General features: G+C 56.1%; 14 protein-coding genes. 3 read left to right on the top strand and 11 right to left on the bottom strand.

Features of this window, described 5'->3' with window-relative positions:
- Positions 1 to 165: 165 nt before the first annotated feature.
- Genes kdpB through kdpF form a run of 3 tightly spaced genes read right to left on the bottom strand, consistent with a single transcriptional unit; the run spans position 166 to position 4,032 of the window.
- Positions 166 to 2,229: a potassium-transporting ATPase subunit KdpB gene (gene kdpB / locus E3Z29_RS22880; protein WP_134787030.1), complete on the bottom strand. Its 2,064-nt coding sequence runs from the start codon at positions 2,227 to 2,229 to the stop codon at positions 166 to 168.
- Between the two features lie 10 nt (positions 2,230 to 2,239).
- Positions 2,240 to 3,934, bottom strand: a complete 1,695-nt coding sequence (kdpA, locus tag E3Z29_RS22885; RefSeq protein WP_096794943.1) for a potassium-transporting ATPase subunit KdpA — start codon at positions 3,932 to 3,934, stop codon at positions 2,240 to 2,242.
- Positions 3,935 to 3,942: 8 nt separating this feature from the next.
- Complete coding sequence (gene kdpF / locus E3Z29_RS22890; RefSeq protein ID WP_007963673.1) at positions 3,943 to 4,032, bottom strand: K(+)-transporting ATPase subunit F; 90 nt, start codon at positions 4,030 to 4,032, stop codon at positions 3,943 to 3,945.
- 408 nt (positions 4,033 to 4,440) lie between these two features.
- On the opposite strand from kdpF, the gene eat reads away from it, so the two are divergent.
- The 3 genes from eat (at position 4,441) to E3Z29_RS22905 (ending at position 6,816) form a co-directional block, all read left to right on the top strand.
- The gene (eat, locus tag E3Z29_RS22895; protein ID WP_007963671.1) at positions 4,441 to 5,805 is read left to right on the top strand and encodes an ethanolamine permease; all 1,365 of its coding nucleotides are present in this window, start codon (positions 4,441 to 4,443) and stop codon (positions 5,803 to 5,805) included.
- A gap of 127 nt (positions 5,806 to 5,932) precedes the next feature.
- Complete coding sequence (locus E3Z29_RS22900) at positions 5,933 to 6,100, top strand: DUF2897 family protein (protein WP_003226857.1); 168 nt, start codon at positions 5,933 to 5,935, stop codon at positions 6,098 to 6,100.
- A gap of 158 nt (positions 6,101 to 6,258) precedes the next feature.
- Positions 6,259 to 6,816 (top strand): TetR/AcrR family transcriptional regulator, encoded by a 558-nt coding sequence (locus tag E3Z29_RS22905; RefSeq protein WP_134787031.1) that lies wholly within the window; start codon positions 6,259 to 6,261, stop codon positions 6,814 to 6,816.
- Here E3Z29_RS22905 and fabF read toward each other — a convergent pair.
- From fabF to E3Z29_RS22945, 8 genes are all read right to left on the bottom strand, one after another.
- A complete protein-coding gene (gene fabF / locus E3Z29_RS22910) occupies positions 6,813 to 8,087 on the bottom strand; it encodes a beta-ketoacyl-ACP synthase II (protein WP_134787032.1) in 1,275 nt (424 codons plus the stop codon). The genes E3Z29_RS22905 and fabF overlap by 4 nt on opposite strands.
- A 17-nt stretch (positions 8,088 to 8,104) precedes the next feature.
- A complete protein-coding gene (locus tag E3Z29_RS22915) occupies positions 8,105 to 8,902 on the bottom strand; it encodes an SDR family oxidoreductase (RefSeq protein WP_134787033.1) in 798 nt (265 codons plus the stop codon).
- A gap of 212 nt (positions 8,903 to 9,114) precedes the next feature.
- Positions 9,115 to 9,450, bottom strand: coding sequence for a helix-hairpin-helix domain-containing protein (locus E3Z29_RS22920; RefSeq protein WP_134787034.1), 336 nt, complete (start codon positions 9,448 to 9,450; stop codon positions 9,115 to 9,117).
- Positions 9,451 to 9,559: 109 nt separating this feature from the next.
- A complete protein-coding gene (locus tag E3Z29_RS22925) occupies positions 9,560 to 11,554 on the bottom strand; it encodes a nucleoside-diphosphate sugar epimerase/dehydratase (protein WP_134787035.1) in 1,995 nt (664 codons plus the stop codon).
- Positions 11,555 to 11,661: 107 nt separating this feature from the next.
- Positions 11,662 to 12,690 (bottom strand): glycosyltransferase family 4 protein, encoded by a 1,029-nt coding sequence (locus E3Z29_RS22930; RefSeq protein WP_103368343.1) that lies wholly within the window; start codon positions 12,688 to 12,690, stop codon positions 11,662 to 11,664.
- Positions 12,687 to 13,700: an SDR family oxidoreductase gene (locus tag E3Z29_RS22935; RefSeq protein ID WP_134787612.1), complete on the bottom strand. Its 1,014-nt coding sequence runs from the start codon at positions 13,698 to 13,700 to the stop codon at positions 12,687 to 12,689. The genes E3Z29_RS22930 and E3Z29_RS22935 overlap by 4 nt, the downstream gene beginning before the upstream one ends.
- 208 nt (positions 13,701 to 13,908) lie before the next feature.
- Positions 13,909 to 15,105 (bottom strand): glycosyltransferase, encoded by a 1,197-nt coding sequence (locus E3Z29_RS22940; RefSeq protein WP_167734164.1) that lies wholly within the window; start codon positions 15,103 to 15,105, stop codon positions 13,909 to 13,911.
- Positions 15,098 to 16,342: a methyltransferase domain-containing protein gene (locus E3Z29_RS22945; protein WP_134787037.1), complete on the bottom strand. Its 1,245-nt coding sequence runs from the start codon at positions 16,340 to 16,342 to the stop codon at positions 15,098 to 15,100. Before E3Z29_RS22945 ends, E3Z29_RS22940 begins: the two co-directional genes overlap by 8 nt.
- Positions 16,343 to 16,345 lie beyond the last annotated feature (3 nt).

Consider the following 16,345-nt stretch of genomic DNA (forward strand, 5'->3'; position numbering starts at 1 on the left):
ACCCCAGCCCTCTTCCCCAAGGGGGCGAGGAGAAAGGGAGCCGATCTCTGCGCTTTTCCAGACCTGAGTTCGGCTCGCTATCCCAGGTCGGTACGCCTCTTACAAACACCTCGATCAGTCCCCTCTCCCTCCGGGAGAGGGTTAGGGTGAGGGGCTCTTCCAACCTCAAACCAAATGCAAAGCCGTGAGCAGCATGTCGATCGCCTTGATCCCCACGAACGGCACCAGAATCCCGCCCAGTCCGTAGATCAGCAGGTTGCGCCGCAGCAGTGCCGCGGCACTCGCTGCTTGTACGCGTACGCCACGCAATGCCAGTGGAATCAGCACGACGATGATCAGGGCGTTGAAGACGATCGCCGAGAGGATCGCGCTCTGCGGACTGGTCAAGTGCATGATGTTCAGCACACCCAGTTGCGGATAGATCGCGGCGAACAGCGCCGGCAGAATCGCGAAGTATTTGGCCACGTCGTTGGCGATGGAAAACGTCGTCAGCGCACCACGGGTCACCAGCAATTCCTTGCCGATCTGCACCACGTCCAGCAGCTTGGTCGGGTCGCTGTCGAGGTCGACCATGTTGGCTGCTTCGCGTGCGGCTTGCGTACCGTCGTTCATCGCCATGCCGACGTCAGCCTGGGCCAGCGCCGGGGCATCGTTGGCACCGTCGCCGCACATGGCGACCAGACGACCGTCGTTCTGTTCGAGACGGATACGTGCGAGTTTTTTCTCCGGGGTGGCCTCGGCGAGCACGTCATCGACGCCCGCTTCAGCCGCGATGGCCGCAGCGGTCAACGGGTTGTCGCCGGTGACCATCACCGTGCGAATCCCCAGTTTGCGCAGCTCGGCAAAACGCTCGCGAATGCCTGGCTTGACCACGTCCTTGAGATGGATCGCACCGAGCAGTTTGCCGTCGGCGCAGACCAGCAACGGCGTACCGCCGCTCTGCGCGATCTTGTCGATTTCCCGCGACAGCGCCGGGGCCAGATCGGAGCGTTGTTGACCGAGGAAGGCCAGCAGCGAATCGACTGCGCCCTTGCGGTACACGCGGCCCTGATAGTCGACACCGGACAAGCGGGTTTCCGCACTGAACGGCACGGCAGTCAAAGTATCCAGCGCCGGCTCGGTTTGTGGGTGCAGACCGCGCAGGTACTCGACGATGGATTTGCCTTCGGCGGTTTCGTCCGCCAGCGAGGCAAACAACGCGCCTTCGGCCAGTTCGCGACCATTCACGCCTGGCGCGGCATACACCGCGCTGCAACGGCGGTTACCGAAGGTGATGGTGCCGGTCTTGTCCAGCAGCAACACATGCACGTCACCGGCCGCTTCCACGGCGCGCCCGGATTTGGCGATCACGTTCAGCCGCACCAGACGATCCATCCCGGCAATACCGATGGCCGACAGCAAACCACCGATGGTGGTCGGAATCAGCGTGACCAGCAGCGCCACCAGGAACACCAGCGGCAGGCTGCCGTTGGCGAAGTGGGCGAACGGCTGCAGGGTCACCACCACCAGCAGGAAGATCAGGGTCAGGCCGATCAGCAGGATATCCAGCGCGACTTCGTTCGGGGTCTTCTGGCGCTTGGCGCCTTCGACCAGGGCGATCATGCGATCGAGGGTCGATTCACCCGGGTTGGCAGTGATCTTCACCAACAACCAGTCGGACACCAGGCGCGTGTTGCCGGTGACCGCCGAGCGATCGCCACCGGACTCGCGAATCACCGGCGCCGATTCACCGGTGATCGCCGCTTCGTTGACCGCGGCAATACCTTCGATGACTTCGCCGTCACCGGGGATCATCTCCCCCGCTTCGACGCGCACCACGTCACCTTTGCGCAGGCTGGCGGCAGGCACCACCTGGAAGCTGCCGTTGGCCAGTTTGCGCCGCGCGCTGAGGCCTTCGCTGCCAGCCTTGAGGCTGTCGGCGCGGGCCTTGCCGCGACCTTCGGCCAAGGCCTCGGCGAAGTTGGCGAACAGCACGGTGAACCACAGCCACAGAGCAATCTGCGCGGCGACGAAAGTCGGCACGACGTTGTCCGGGATGAAGCACAGCACGGTGGTGAAAATCGCCGTCAGTTCGACCACCAGCATCACGGGCGAACGCACCAGCTGGCGCGGGTCGAGCTTGACGAAGGCTTGCACCAGCGCCGGACGCCACAGGGCCGAGATCGCGGTTTTCGGTGCTTCTGCCGACTGGGTCGGCACCGCAGGTTTTGCAGGAACATGCATATTCATGATCGATTCCTTAGAAGCCCATGCTCAAGTGTTCAGCAATCGGACCGAGCGCCAGGGTCGGCAGGAAGGTCAGGCCGCCCACCAGCAAAATGGTCACGGTCAACAGGGTCACGAACAGCGGGCCGTGGGTCGGGAAGCTGTTCTGGCCGATCGGTGCGGTTTTCTTCATCGCCAGGCTGCCGGCCAGTGCCAGTACCGGCAGGATGTAGCCGAAGCGACCGATCAACATGCCCAGACCGAGCATCAGGTTGTGGAACGGGGTGTTGGCGCTCAGGCCACCGAACGCCGAACCGTTGTTCGCGCTGGCCGAGGTGTAGGCATAGAGCAACTGGCTGAAACCGTGCGGGCCGGGGTTGCTGATGGTCGCCGCCGGGCCAGGCAGAGCAGCGGCGATCGCGCCGAGTACCAGCACGCCTACCGGCATGACCAGCAAGGTCACCACCAGCAATTGCACTTCCCGCGCCTGCAATTTCTTGCCCAGGTATTCCGGTGTGCGGCCAATCATCAGGCCGGCGAGGAACACCGCGATCAGCACGTTAAGCAACATGCCGTAGAGCCCGGCACCGACGCCGCCGAAGATCACTTCGCCGACCATCATGTTGACCAGCGCCACCATGCCGCTAAGCGGGTTGAGGCTGTCGTGCATGCCGTTGACCGAACCGTTCGACGCTGCGGTGGTGGTCACCGACCACAGCACGGTGGCGGTGGTACCGAAGCGTGCTTCCTTGCCTTCCAGCGGCGCGGTCTGTTCGACCGCGACATTGTTCAGCGCCGGGTTAGGCTGATATTCGGCCCACAGCGAAGTCGCGCCGCCGATCAGGAACAATGCGAGCATGCAGGCGATGATCGCGCGGCTCTGACGCTGGTCTTTCACGTAATGACCGAAGGTGAACACCAGCGCTACCGGAATCAGAATGATCGACGCGAGTTCGAACAGGTTGCTCCACGCGGTCGGGTTCTCGAACGGATGCGCCGAGTTCACACCGAAGAAGCCACCGCCGTTGGTACCCAGTTGCTTGATCGCAATCTGGCTGGCGGCCGGGCCGAGCGGGATCACTTGATCGACGCCCTGCATGGTTACGGCATTGACGTATTGCGCGAAGGTCTGCGGCACGCCCTGCCAGACGAGGTACAGCGCCAGCAGCAGGCACAGCGGCAGCAGGCCGTAGAGGGTTGCGCGGGTCATGTCGACCCAGAAGTTGCCCAGGGTCTTGGTCGACTTGCGACCGATGCCACGGCACAGCGCAACCAGCACCGCCAGGCCGGTGGCGGCACTGACGAAGTTCTGCACGGTGAGGCCGACCATCTGGCTCAGATAGCTGAGGGTCGCTTCACCACTGTAGGACTGCCAGTTGGTGTTGGTCATGAAACTGACCGCGGTGTTGAACGCCTGGGTCCATTCCTGGCCCGGCAGGTTTTGCGGGTTCAGCGGCAGGTGATCCTGAAACAACAGTATCGCGAACAACAGCAGGAAACCGGCGAGATTGAACGCGAGCAAGGCCAGCGTGTACTTCTGCCAGCTCTGCTCAGCCTGCGGATCAACCCCGGCAATCCGATAGCAACCGCGCTCGACCGGGCCGAGAACCGGCGTCAGCCAGGTGCGCTGACCTTCCATCACCTTGTAGTAAAAGCGCCCGAGGAACGGCGCCGGCAGCAAGACCACCGCAAAAAACGCGAGGATCAGCCAATAGTCATAACTGTGCATAGCCGCTCCTAGTTCCGATCCGCGCGCAACAGCGCAACCAACAGATAAATGAACAGCCCGGCTGCCAACAGCAGGGACACCCCGTCCAGAACGCTCATGGAAGATCTCCGTTTTACGGCGTATTGCCGCGTGTGGAGGCATTGTCGGAAAGGAGGCTGTAAAGGAACGAGACCGAGGGGTGCGGCGGCGCATAAAGAAAGCGTAAAGAGTGGGTTTATGCGTTCGTTACAGGTGGGTTTTGCGTCGTGTTGGCGGGCTTCTTCGCGAGCAAGCTCGCTCCCACAGGGGATTTGTGAACGCCACAGATCCAATGTGGGAGCGGGCTTGCTCGCGAAGACGGCATAACTGCCAGCATCGCACCCAACTGGCGCACAAAAAACGCTCATCCAGCCGCGAACATCCCCGATACGACAGCTTTCAGCGCTTTACGACCTGACTTACAGCAATGGCACGCCCACTGCACACGCCCTCCCCCGAGCTTTCCAAACCGTTCCGGGAGCAAGCGCATGAACACACAACTCAAACCCACGCTGGGCACCTTGCACCTGTGGGGCATCGCCGTCGGGCTGGTGATTTCCGGCGAGTACTTCGGCTGGAGTTACGGCTGGGGCGTGGCTGGCACGCTGGGTTTTCTAGTGACCTCGTTCATGGTCGCCACGATGTACACCTGTTTCATCTTCAGCTTCACTGAACTGACTACGGCGATTCCGCATGCCGGCGGGCCGTTCGCTTACAGCCGTCGTGCGTTCGGTGAGAAAGGCGGGCTGATCGCCGGGCTGGCCACGCTGATCGAATTCGTCTTCGCACCTCCGGCGATTGCGCTGGCGATCGGCGCCTACCTGAACGTGCAATTTCCGGCGCTTGACCCGAAACACGCGGCAGTCGGCGCCTATATCGTGTTCATGACCTTGAACATCCTCGGGGTGAAACTGGCGGCGACGTTCGAACTGATCGTCTGCGTGCTGGCGGTGATCGAATTGCTGGTGTTCATGGGAGTGGTCGCGCCGGCGTTCAGCTTCAGTAGCTTTGCCCTGAATGGCTGGGCCGGTTCCGATGTGTTCGGGCCGCCAGCGATTGCCGGGATGTTCGCCGCGATTCCATTTGCGATCTGGTTTTTCCTCGCCATCGAAGGCGCGGCGATGGCCGCCGAAGAAGCCAAGGATCCCAAACGCACGATCCCCAAGGCCTATATCAGCGGGATCCTGACCCTGGTGTTGCTGGCGATGGGCGTGATGTTCTTCGCAGGCGGCGTCGGTGACTGGCGCACCCTGGCGAACATCAACGACCCTCTGCCGCAAGCGATGAAGACCGTGGTCGGCGACAACTCCGGCTGGTTGCACATGCTGGTGTGGATCGGCCTGTTCGGTCTGGTGGCGAGCTTCCACGGGATCATCCTCGGCTACTCGCGGCAGTTCTTCGCCCTCGCCCGCGCCGGTTACCTGCCGGCGTCGCTGGCGAAACTCTCGCGCTTCCAGACCCCGCACCGGGCGATCATTGCCGGCGGCATCATCGGCATCGCCGCGATCTACAGCGATGGTTTGATCAACCTCGGCGGCATGACCCTCACTGCGGCGATGATCACCATGGCTGTGTTCGGCGCGATCGTGATGTACATCATGAGCATGCTCAGCCTGTTCAAATTGCGTAAATCCGAACCCAATCTCGAGCGGACTTTCCGTGCGCCTTGTTATCCGCTGATTCCGCTGATCGCACTGGTGCTGGCGGTGGTGTGTCTGATCGCCATGGCCTGGTTCAATGCACTGATCGGGCTGATTTTCCTTGGCTTCATGGCGGTCGGCTTCGGCTACTTCCTGCTCACCGGGCAACTGCGCGCTGACGCTCCGGCCGATGCGATGCTGACCGGCCGCTGAGGGATTTCGGGTACACCGGGCTTAACCGGCCTAGAATGGAACCACTGCGAACTCACTTCGCTCAAAGTGGTATGCAGCGTCGCTGGCGAAACCCTCGCCCGCCGAGCTGCCATTAAGGAGAGCCGTTATGCCCTGGTATGCCTGGTTGATTCTGGTCGTTGCAATCGGCTCGATCGTTGGCGGATTGATGATGCTGCGCGACACCGCCAACAAGGTTGAACTGACCGATGAAGAACGCAAACGCGTTGCGCAGCGCAACGCCGAAGCGGACATCAAAGACGCGCAGGATCGCTGAACGAAGAACCCCGCCTGAATCGGCGGGGTTTGTTTTTTGTGGGAGTATTAACTCCAAGGATCGTGTTGGACTCAGCGGCGCGCTTTTAAGAAGTAGAAGTACAGTCACCATGTCATTTACCTTGGTTAAGATGGTGGTCTTGTTGCGGAGAGTTCCACATGCGTTACTCGCAAGATCATAAAGCTCAAACCCATCAGCGGATCATCAAGGAAGCCTCGGCGCGATTTCGCAAAGACGGCATTGGTGCTACCGGTCTGCAACCCCTGATGAAAGCACTGGGGCTGACCCACGGCGGCTTTTACTCACACTTCAAATCCAAGGACGAACTGGTCGAAAAAGCCTTGCAGGAGGCGAGCGATCAAGTCGATGGTCTGTGCGCCGAGATCTTTGCCAAGGAACAGCCGCTGCAGGCGTTTATCGACACCTACCTGTCCGAATGGCATCAGACCTCCCCGCACGAAGGCTGTCCGCTGCTGACCATTTCCTCAGAGCTGGGTCTGCGCGGCCAGCCGAGCCCGACCAGTGATGCGGTACTCAATGCCCGACTGAGTCAAATCGAAGGCACCCTCGAGGGCGACAACAACGCCGACCGGGCCATTGTCATCATGTCGACGCTGGTCGGCGCGCTCTTGCTGTCACGCAGTGTCGCTGACGCCGAGTTTGCCCAACGCATCCTCGACGTCACGCGCGATCACCTCAAGCAATCGCAGGACTAAGCCTGCCAGCGCTTGAACAGCACACTGGCATTCACTCCGCCAAAACCGAAACCGTTGGACAGGGCATACTCGATTGGCATCGACCGCGCCTGACCGTGAACGATATCTACACCCGCACTCGCCGGATCGGGATTGTCGAAGTTGAGCGTCGGCGGGACGACCTGATCCCGGATGGCCAACAAGGTGAAGATCGCTTCCAACCCGCCGGCAGCGCCGAGCAAATGCCCGGTGGCGGATTTGGTCGAAGTCACGGCGATTTTATTCTCCGTACCGAACAGCGCCTTGATCGCTGCCAACTCACCAAGATCGCCCACCGGCGTCGAGGTCGCATGCGCATTGAGATGCTGCACCTGATCTGGCGCAACACCCGCCTGAGCCAGCGCCAACTGCATCGCGCGTCGTGCACCGCTGCCGTCCTCCGGCCCGGCGGTGAGGTGATAGGCATCGGCAGTGGTGCCGTAACCGACCAGCTCAGCCAAAGGCTGCGCGCCACGTGCCAGCGCATGCTCCAGCGATTCGATCACCAGCAGACCGGCGCCCTCGCCCATCACGAAACCATCGCGACCACTATCAAAGGGTCGTGAGGCACGTTCGGGGGTGTCGTTGTAACCGCTGGACAACGCTCGCGCCGCGGCAAAACCGGCCAGGCTGACCCGATCAATGCAGGCTTCCGCGCCACCGCAAACCGCGATATCCGCTTCACCGGCACGAATCATCCGCGCAGCATCGCCGATTGCCTGGACCCCGGCAGCACAAGCAGTCACCGGTGCGCCGAGCGGGCCTTTCAAAGCATGCTGGATCGACACATGACCGGCCGCCAGATTGACCAGAAACGATGGAATGGTGAACGGCGACAGCCGACGCGGGCCACGACTGTCCGTGGTGCGTACGGCGTCGGCTATTGCACCGAACCCACCAACACCGGAGCCGATGATGGTCGCGGTGCGCTCCTGATCCTTGGCCTCGGACGGCTGCCATCCGGCTTGCGCCAACGCTTGGCGCGCCGCTTCCATGGCGAACAGGATGAAGCGATCCATCTTCTTCTGCTCTTTGGGCGGCGTGGCAAGATCCGGATCGAAACCGGCCTCGACGTCCTCCGCCGCCGTTGGCACCATCCCGGCGACCCGGGTCGGCAGATCTGCGCTCACCGCCTCCGGCAAATTGCGCAAGCCCGAGCGCCCGGCGAGCAAGCGCTGCCAGACCCTCTCGACGTCACTGCCCAAGGGAGAAACCAGGCCCATACCGGTGACAACAATTCGACGCTGACTCATACCGCAGTTACCTCTGATCAATTTTTGTAGCGTTCAGCCGCCGAACTGCGCGACAGATTCGGTGCCATGACATGCCGTGCACGCACAAAGGCCTGCCATTCACTCTCGTCAGGCAGCGACGGGATGGTAATCAACTCGCCCTGATCCAGACCGGCGAGCGCCGCATCGACCATCTCGCCGGCCTCCATCACCATCTCCGCCGGAATGCCGCTGGCATCGATGCCGGAACGCTCCCAGATTTCAGTGCGGGTAACGCCAGGCAACACCGCTTGCACCTTCACGCCAGTGCCTTCGAGCTCGGCGTTGAGCGACTGAGTCAGGCTCAACACGTAGGCTTTACTCGCACTGTAGGTTGCATTGAAGCGTTCTGGAAACAGCGCCACCACCGAGGCGATATTGATGATCGTGCCGCGTCCAGCCTTGGCGAAACTGGCGGCGGCTGCCGAGGCCAGCAACGTCACGGCGGTGACGTTCAATTGGATCAGACGCTCCAGTTGCTCGGCGTCGGAATTGGCCAGCAAACCATCGGCTGCGACCCCTGCGTTATTCACCAACAGGCTGATGCTCGAATCACTGCGCAGGCGTTGCTGGAGTTTGAGGACATCGTTCTTTTGCGTCAGGTCGGCTTTGAGCACTTCGACCTTTACACCGTGCGCTTCGCGCAACTCGCCCGCAGCGCTTTCAAGACGCTGTTGATCGCGTGCCACCAACAGCAAATCAAAACCACGCGCTGCCAGCCGCTGCGCGTAGACGGCACCGATACCGGACGATGCGCCAGTGACGACGGCCGTACCTTGAGACTGGACTGAACTCATGACAGCGCTCCTGAAATATATTGGGAGATAGGCCTCCAACGCTCACTGGCCTGGAGGTGGCGGAAATTATTATAGGCATAATCCAAAGACAATATGATACCCATAATTTTCAGCTCACCGACAAACGCGACGCCCCTCTCTCTGCCGCATCTCTACCACCAGAAAGCAGAAAGGCCGGTCAATGACCGGCCCCTTGGCGTTGAACAATCAGCTTAGTTCACTTCCAGCTTGTCGCGGTTGCGATCGAGGATCGCCTTGCCGATGCCCTTCACTTCAAGCAGTTCATCCACCGAGGCGAATGGCCCATTAGCATCACGATACGCAACAATCGCTTTGGCTTTCGCCTCGCCGACTCCGGACAGCTGTTTTTGCAGAGTTGCTGCGTCGGCGCCGTTGAGATCGACCTTTTCACTGGTAGACGTCGCAACGGTATCGCTCACCATCGTAGCCTTATCCGTGTTCTGGACAACGGCAGGTGCCGCCACTACAGCGATTGAAGCACTGGTGAGCAAAGCAAAAACCAGAGAGTAGAAAAAACCGTTACGCATAAATGACGCTCCATCATCGTTTGGGAAAGCAGCTTTCCGAAGCTGCTCTCCAAACTTAGGCGATGGTTGGCGGGTGTCAAAAATGCGTCTATTACAGGATGTGAAACAATCAGGGTTCGAGGCGGCGCTGCTGGTAGATCCAGTCGACGATTTCGCCGTCGGGGGTGTAGCCGCTGACAGTTTCGCGCAGGAGTTGGCGGACGCGGGAATAGTCGTCCTGCTCAACGGCAGTCATCAATTCCGTCAAACGCAGCTTGAGTGACTCCCAGGAGAGATGATCTTCCTTTGCGCTCATGATCATCGGATGCTCAGTCGCCAATACGTTATCGCCAATCAGCAGCTCTTCATAAAGCTTCTCACCGGGGCGCAATCCGGTGAACTCGATGGATATATCGCCCTGCAGATTTTTTTCCGAACGTACGCTCAAACCGGACAGATGAATCATCTTCTCGGCCAATTCGACAATCTTTACCGGTTCTCCCATGTCGAGCACAAATACATCGCCGCCCTGCCCCATGGAGCCAGCCTGAATCACCAGCTGTGCAGCTTCAGGAATGGTCATGAAATAACGGGTGATTTTGGGATGAGTAACGGTTAACGGCCCGCCGGATTTGATCTGGCTGTGAAACAGGGGAATCACTGAACCGGAAGAACCCAGGACATTACCGAAACGCACCATTGTAAAGCGAGTCTTGTTGACTCGGGAGACATTGGACTTGTCGCCGAATAGCACCGGCGCAATTTCCCGACTCAAAGCTTGCAGCGTAAGCTCTGCAAGGCGTTTGGTACTGCCCATCACATTAGTGGGGCGAACCGCCTTGTCAGTTGAGATCAACACAAAGTTTGCCACACCCGACTGCAGCGCAGCCTGAGCAGTATTGAGAGTACCAATGACGTTATTCAACACCCCTTCGGCAATATTGTGCTCGACCATGGGCACATGCTTGTAAGCAGCGGCATGGTAGACCGTTTCAACGTTCCAGGTTTTCATGACATCCAACAACTTATGTGGATGACGAATGGAGCCGAGAATTGGCAACAATCTGACCGCTACCGACTCTCGACACCTTCTCTGCTCCAGCTCCGAAAGAATGCTATAGAGATTGAATTCACTGTGATCAAACAACAGTAGAGTGGTCGGACCGAGTGCGAAAATCTGCCTGCACAGTTCCGCCCCAATCGAGCCACCCGCGCCAGTGACCAAGACCGTTTTGCCTTTGATACAACGTTCAAGCAAATCCGCTTGCGCAGGTACGGAATCGCGCCCAAGCAGATCAGCGATGTCCACCTCTTGAATATCTTCAACTTTCACACGGCCGCTGGCCAGATCAGTGAAGTTGGGCACGCTCCTGATGTGGAGAGGAAAGCTCTCCAGAAGTGTGAGAATTTCCCGGCGGCGTGCACGGGTTGATGACGGCAGAGCCAGAAGAATTTCCTGAGCCCCGGTTTCATCGATCATTTGTTGAATGTGTTTTGGTTTGTAAACCTGCAGGCCTGCTATCACCCGATCCGAGATACTTGGATCGTCATCGATAAATGCCACTGGGCGCATGGCTCGCCCCATGCGCAGGGCCGCCACCAGCTGATTGCCAGCAACACCGGCACCGTAGATCGCAACTTTGACCAGGCCGTCATCGCGGTTTGTAAATGGCACGTGTTGAGCGCCGGCGAACCAGTCGCCCATGAAATACTGCCGCATACAAAGCCGTAATCCGCCAAGAATGACGAGACTCAGCCACCAATAGTTGAAGACAATCGAGCGTGGAACGACAGCCTCGTGATTGCTGTACCAATAAACCACAAGCGCCAAAATCAGCGCAGACAGGCTGACCGCTTTTATAATCGCAATGAGCGCATCGTTGCCGAAATAGCGCATGACCGCACGATACATGCCAAAACGAATAAACAAGGGAATTGCGATGATAGGTGCGCACACGAAAAGCCAGAAATGCACCTTGAAGGGGTTATACATATCGTCCAGGCCGAGGCGGACGATAAAGGCCAGCCACAGGGCGGCCCAGACAAGCACCATGTCTGTGGTGACCTGAATCAACCTCTTACGGCGCCGAGGCAGGCTTACCAGGTACTCTCTGATTTTATCCATAAACCCTTCAATTACCTTGATCACTCTGCTCAGCGGCACGCACCATGGTGGCAGCTTGCGGCGCGCTCGGTGATCACTCTAAACCTAAATGACCCAATGATTGCTGCTTAGTTCTTGACTGCCGGAGTCTCCAGATCTCCAGCACGAAACTTTATCGCCAATACGATCAGCGGTGTGTAAGCCAGAACTACTCCCCAGGCACCGTCCAGATCCAGGCATGTGACGCACAACGCTATGGGCAACAGCCAGAACAGATTGATCAAACCGACCGCCGCTGTTACCGGCAAGTGCCTGCCAAATCGACGCGACGCAAACTGGTAAGCATGGCTTCGGTGAGCCTCGTAGACCTTTTCCCCTCGAAACATGCGGCGCAACAACGTAAAGGTCGCGTCGACAATGAAGACTCCAAGCAGAATCAACCAAGCCCAGAGCATTGGTGCACTTATCCATGCAGCCTGTAGAGACAAGGCTCCCAAAACCATACCGAGAAATCCGCTGCCAGCATCGCCCATGAATATCCTCGCTGGAGGAAAATTCCAGTAGAAAAACCCGGCAACGCAAGCAGCCAGCAACAACGGTGCCCAAATCAGGCTCTCCATACCCGATAACCAGTAAAGCAGACTGGCCCCCAGACAAGCACAAATCGCTTCTACACTGGCGATACCATCAATGCCGTCCATGAAATTGTAGAGGTTGAGCAGCCAAACCAGGTAGAAAGCTGCCATTAAATAACCTGCCCAGCCTAAATCGATGGAAACACCGAACACCGCGATTGGCGGCAAGCTCCCGATCCATCCCAGCACCCAGAAAGCTGAACCGAAATGACCCAATAACCGCCAGCGTGCAGCGATATGTCCGTGGTCGTCCATGAACCCGATCAGGGCAACCGCGCCGCCACCACCTGCGAGAGCGAAAAACAGCTCGACAGAAATCAAGCCTGTAAAAAGCAGTAAACCCAGGGATACGAAAAAAGCCAGGACAATTGCAACGCCGCCGCCACGAGGCGTCGCAACGACATGTGAACTGCGCGCATTTGGAACATCCATCAGACTTCGGGATATTGCATAACGACGCAATACTGCAGTCATGACAAAAGAAATACCGAAAACCACAGGTATGACCCACGCGTAACTCATCTTTTTCGAGACTCCAAAAAATGCTCCGCTGTTGCTTTCAAACCATCGTTAAGACTGAACGGTGGCCGCCAGCCAAGCAACTCACGATTTTTCTTGATATCGACTTGCAACGATCCGAAAAGACGCTGTGCGACAGCACCTCGTCCGACGGAGATGGCAAGGAGCTTCAGCACTGCGACAGGAATAGGGATGAGCCATGTCTTCACGCCGAGCGAAATCAGGAGACGGCTCATTAACTGCGTCGTGGAAACGTCTTCGCCATCACTGACCAAAAACACCTGGTTCGCGGCACCAGGATGATCGATACAAGTCGTAACCAGATCGACGACATTGTCTACGTAAACAAGGCTTCTTGAATTACTAATTGCCCCGAATGGCAGGGGAATCCCTTTCACCAGCCAGTGCATCATTTGCTGGAAATTCGCTCGAACCCCAGGACCATAAATAAGTACAGGTCGAATAATGACAACCTCTATCGCGCCTGTCTGGGCAAGCTGCATGAGTTGTTGCTCTGCTTCGTACTTGGAGATCCCATAAGCGTCCGAAGGGTGCGGCGTATCGCTTGCGGTGAACGGGTGACCTACCGGAGTGCTTTCACCATTAACCTTGATGGAACTAATATAGATAAATCTTTTAACCCCGGCCTGAACGGCCTGGTGTGCAAGGCAAAGCGTTCCTCTTACATTTACCGCCCGAAACTTCGCAATGGCTTGCGCCGATTCCTCTTGCATGACATGCACTCGCGCTGCTGCGTGTACAACAACATCTACACCCACAAGTGATTCGTGCCAGTCTGTTTCTTCATTGATATCCGACAAATGTGTAACTACAACTCTTTCGGATAGCCTCGCACCTACATTACGTAGTGGAGCAACAATAGATATCTCCGGAAAATTGCAAAAATGCCGAACCAAGGACCTCCCAAGAAATCCTGTCGCACCGGTGACAAGTATTTTTTTTGGCATGTTAAACCGATTCAGACTGTAGAAAGCAAGGCTGCAATTTATCATGAAAAACCGGCGGGAGACATTGCTCCACGGTCCTCTCAGGGAATCATTCAAGCAGAATCGCCTTCACCGGCGAGCAGAATGCGAGGATTTATTTCACTTCGTTGCCTGGGAACGTGCCAAGGCACGTATCCAGCGCAGGAACAAATATGCACTGACTACATGCCTTGCTAGCTTCCCCAGTTAAAGAGGCCGTTATTTACCTTTCGGATTAGCGTTTCTCTCGTTGACTAAAATGACGCAATAATTTTCTAAACGCTCTAGAAAAGGTAAGTCTCCAACCACCCTCGTACATGGAGATCTCAACCAACAACCAATAATGCGCCAGTTTTCTGGAAATACCGCTCCAAAACGAACTACGAACTGGACGCGTTTTATTATTATTCAACTCGCGCGCACCCTGCTGGAAAAGTTCGGCCCACTGAGCAGCAACAGCAACGATATCAAATCTTTGGTAGACATCAATGTGCGCCCGTTCAGCAATGGAAATCCTGAACTTTTCATCATCCAGGTAGCGCTCGATTGCGGCAATCCAGCATGCCGCAGTATTATTCTTGATGAGCAAACCAGTTCTACCATCTACAACAGAATCCACATAGCTTTCGGAATCTGTATAAATCCCAGCACAACGGAACGCCGAATATTCGCGATACTTATTATTCGTCTTATACCTATTGGATGTCTTGTTATCCAAAGGCGCCAAACCAATCTTCCAACCGCGCTGCACCTGAAAGGCTATATAGTCAGCATAGCTATTCATATGCCCAAAAAAACGCACCTTGGGACCCTGCTCCAACCACTTGGGAAGACAGCCGACAAACTCAAAGACGACATCGTCTCTTTGCGCGAGAAAATAAGGAATGACGTCCTTGAGCACTTCCAGATCAGCCTCACGCGAGGCACTCCCCGCGAAACCGATACGGTACTCAGAGACAGTTTTGACGTCGCCAGTTGGCAGTAACGAGAAGTCAAAAAAAGCCGGCAGGAGCACCGTATTGCGGTTTTTCGGAAGGATGAACTCTCTTAGAGCAACCGAATTGGTAATGACGGCACTGGCCTTTTCAACAGCATATTTAAGCGAACGACGGATAATCGGATGCTGGTAATACTTCGCCAAAGCAGTATCACCGTCTATCAGCCAGAAATTATCATCAATATAGTAGAAATACGGAATATTGCTACGCTTTAAAGATTGCATCCATGATATAGCAACTGGATCGGCCGTTCTCACAAACAGAGGTAACGCAGACTCTGAAAAAACATGCTGATCGAGATCAGTAAGATATACTTTCTTGTATCTAATACCGAGGCAAGAACACTCAGACAACAACTGTTCAGTCAACTGCGTTGTCGCGATATCCGCTTCGACAATCAGTAGAACTTCAATACTTGAATCAACATCACTCATCATTTGAAAAACATGCGTATGGAACCAGTTTGCTGGGGCGTAAAGGCCAACGAGATGCAACCGAACACTCTACAACCTTGGCGCAGATATTCAAGTTTCGACCGAAAAAACGCATATAGGCCAAATTTTCTTGTCTAAGCGGTTCTCCGATAGAAAAGTGTACAACTCCTATAATATTTATTTCGGACAGACTTTCAGTTGAGCTGAATACAATATTGTTGCCTTTATCGACCAGTTCCAAGCCCAACAGAGCATCTGTGGTATCTGCAGCCAAGTAAATACAAACAGAAATCGAATTAAACTCGCCGCTCCCTCTTATTGGATACTCAACATATCCAGTACCCGGTATTTCTTTACCAAGCCGATAGCCCCTTGGTTCCCGGGTGTTGTATTTTTTGGAAAAATACTCATCAAAAAGCTTCGAATCAGATTCGGGCAGATCTGGCCCAGCGGTAAGTAAGTTAATCAGCCTCTCATTTCTAAAAAGCTTTTTTTCACACTCAACAACATAATGATGTTGCTCTTTCAACCTCTCGCTTAGACGCTCCTCAGCAAAAGACAAGGTAGAAAAACTCTCTACTTCATACTCTTCTGCATCAGCCCTAGACTCCTGCAGCGCAGGAGTGTCCAAAAATGGGTAAGATTCCAGATTTTCTGTTAGCTCAACGTAGTCATTCTCATCATCATCCTTCCAAACAACAAGATGATAAACAACCTGATGGCAAACATCAGTTAAGTGCTGTCGCAACTCTCGCTGACAAGATGGTTCCATCTGATTGAATCGTGGAAAATAGAAAAACTCCATCCGCAGCAGTCGTATTTCTAAACCCGGATCCGAATTATCAGACTGCGACAAACCCCACGTGACTGCATGGGGATGGAAATACTCCTTTTTATCAATGGGTGCCCAAGAACAGCTGGACCAAAATCTTGGCGTGTGCTCGTTGAATACCTGAAGATGATAAGGATTAGCTACGTTAAGCTTCTGCTCATAATAGGGAGCGACAATACAGATCTGAGCTTTATGTTTACATACACGATAAAGCTCCCTCATTGTAAACATTAGATCTGAGACGTGTTCCAAGCTGTGCGCTGCATGCACTAGCTCTACAGAGTCGTCTTCAAATGGGAGCGGTTTATCAAGATCCGCTATCACTTGGACACCTGGTAGTGGAAACCTATCGACACCGATAAATCCCGGAAGGCATTTTGGCCCACAGCCTATATCTAATTTCATCGG

Source organism: Pseudomonas sp. S150, from assembly GCF_004526365.1.
Taxonomy (GTDB): domain Bacteria; phylum Pseudomonadota; class Gammaproteobacteria; order Pseudomonadales; family Pseudomonadaceae; genus Aquipseudomonas; species Aquipseudomonas putida_A.

Bases quoted from the DNA above. Each gene is read 5' to 3' on its own strand.
- kdpB (WP_134787030.1), bottom strand. From the start codon at position 2,229: ATGAATATGCATGTTCCTGCAAAACCTGCGGTGCCGACCCAGTCGGCA.
- kdpA (WP_096794943.1), bottom strand. From the start codon at position 3,934: ATGCACAGTTATGACTATTGGCTGATCCTCGCGTTTTTTGCGGTGGTC.
- kdpF (WP_007963673.1), bottom strand. From the start codon at position 4,032: ATGAGCGTTCTGGACGGGGTGTCCCTGCTGTTGGCAGCCGGGCTGTTC.
- eat (WP_007963671.1), top strand. From the start codon at position 4,441: ATGAACACACAACTCAAACCCACGCTGGGCACCTTGCACCTGTGGGGC.
- E3Z29_RS22900 (WP_003226857.1), top strand. From the start codon at position 5,933: ATGCCCTGGTATGCCTGGTTGATTCTGGTCGTTGCAATCGGCTCGATC.
- E3Z29_RS22905 (WP_134787031.1), top strand. From the start codon at position 6,259: ATGCGTTACTCGCAAGATCATAAAGCTCAAACCCATCAGCGGATCATC.
- fabF (WP_134787032.1), bottom strand. From the start codon at position 8,087: ATGAGTCAGCGTCGAATTGTTGTCACCGGTATGGGCCTGGTTTCTCCC.
- E3Z29_RS22915 (WP_134787033.1), bottom strand. From the start codon at position 8,902: ATGAGTTCAGTCCAGTCTCAAGGTACGGCCGTCGTCACTGGCGCATCG.
- E3Z29_RS22920 (WP_134787034.1), bottom strand. From the start codon at position 9,450: ATGCGTAACGGTTTTTTCTACTCTCTGGTTTTTGCTTTGCTCACCAGT.
- E3Z29_RS22925 (WP_134787035.1), bottom strand. From the start codon at position 11,554: ATGGATAAAATCAGAGAGTACCTGGTAAGCCTGCCTCGGCGCCGTAAG.
- E3Z29_RS22930 (WP_103368343.1), bottom strand. From the start codon at position 12,690: ATGAGTTACGCGTGGGTCATACCTGTGGTTTTCGGTATTTCTTTTGTC.
- E3Z29_RS22935 (WP_134787612.1), bottom strand. From the start codon at position 13,700: ATGATAAATTGCAGCCTTGCTTTCTACAGTCTGAATCGGTTTAACATG.
- E3Z29_RS22940 (WP_167734164.1), bottom strand. From the start codon at position 15,105: ATGAGTGATGTTGATTCAAGTATTGAAGTTCTACTGATTGTCGAAGCG.
- E3Z29_RS22945 (WP_134787037.1), bottom strand. From the start codon at position 16,342: ATGAAATTAGATATAGGCTGTGGGCCAAAATGCCTTCCGGGATTTATC.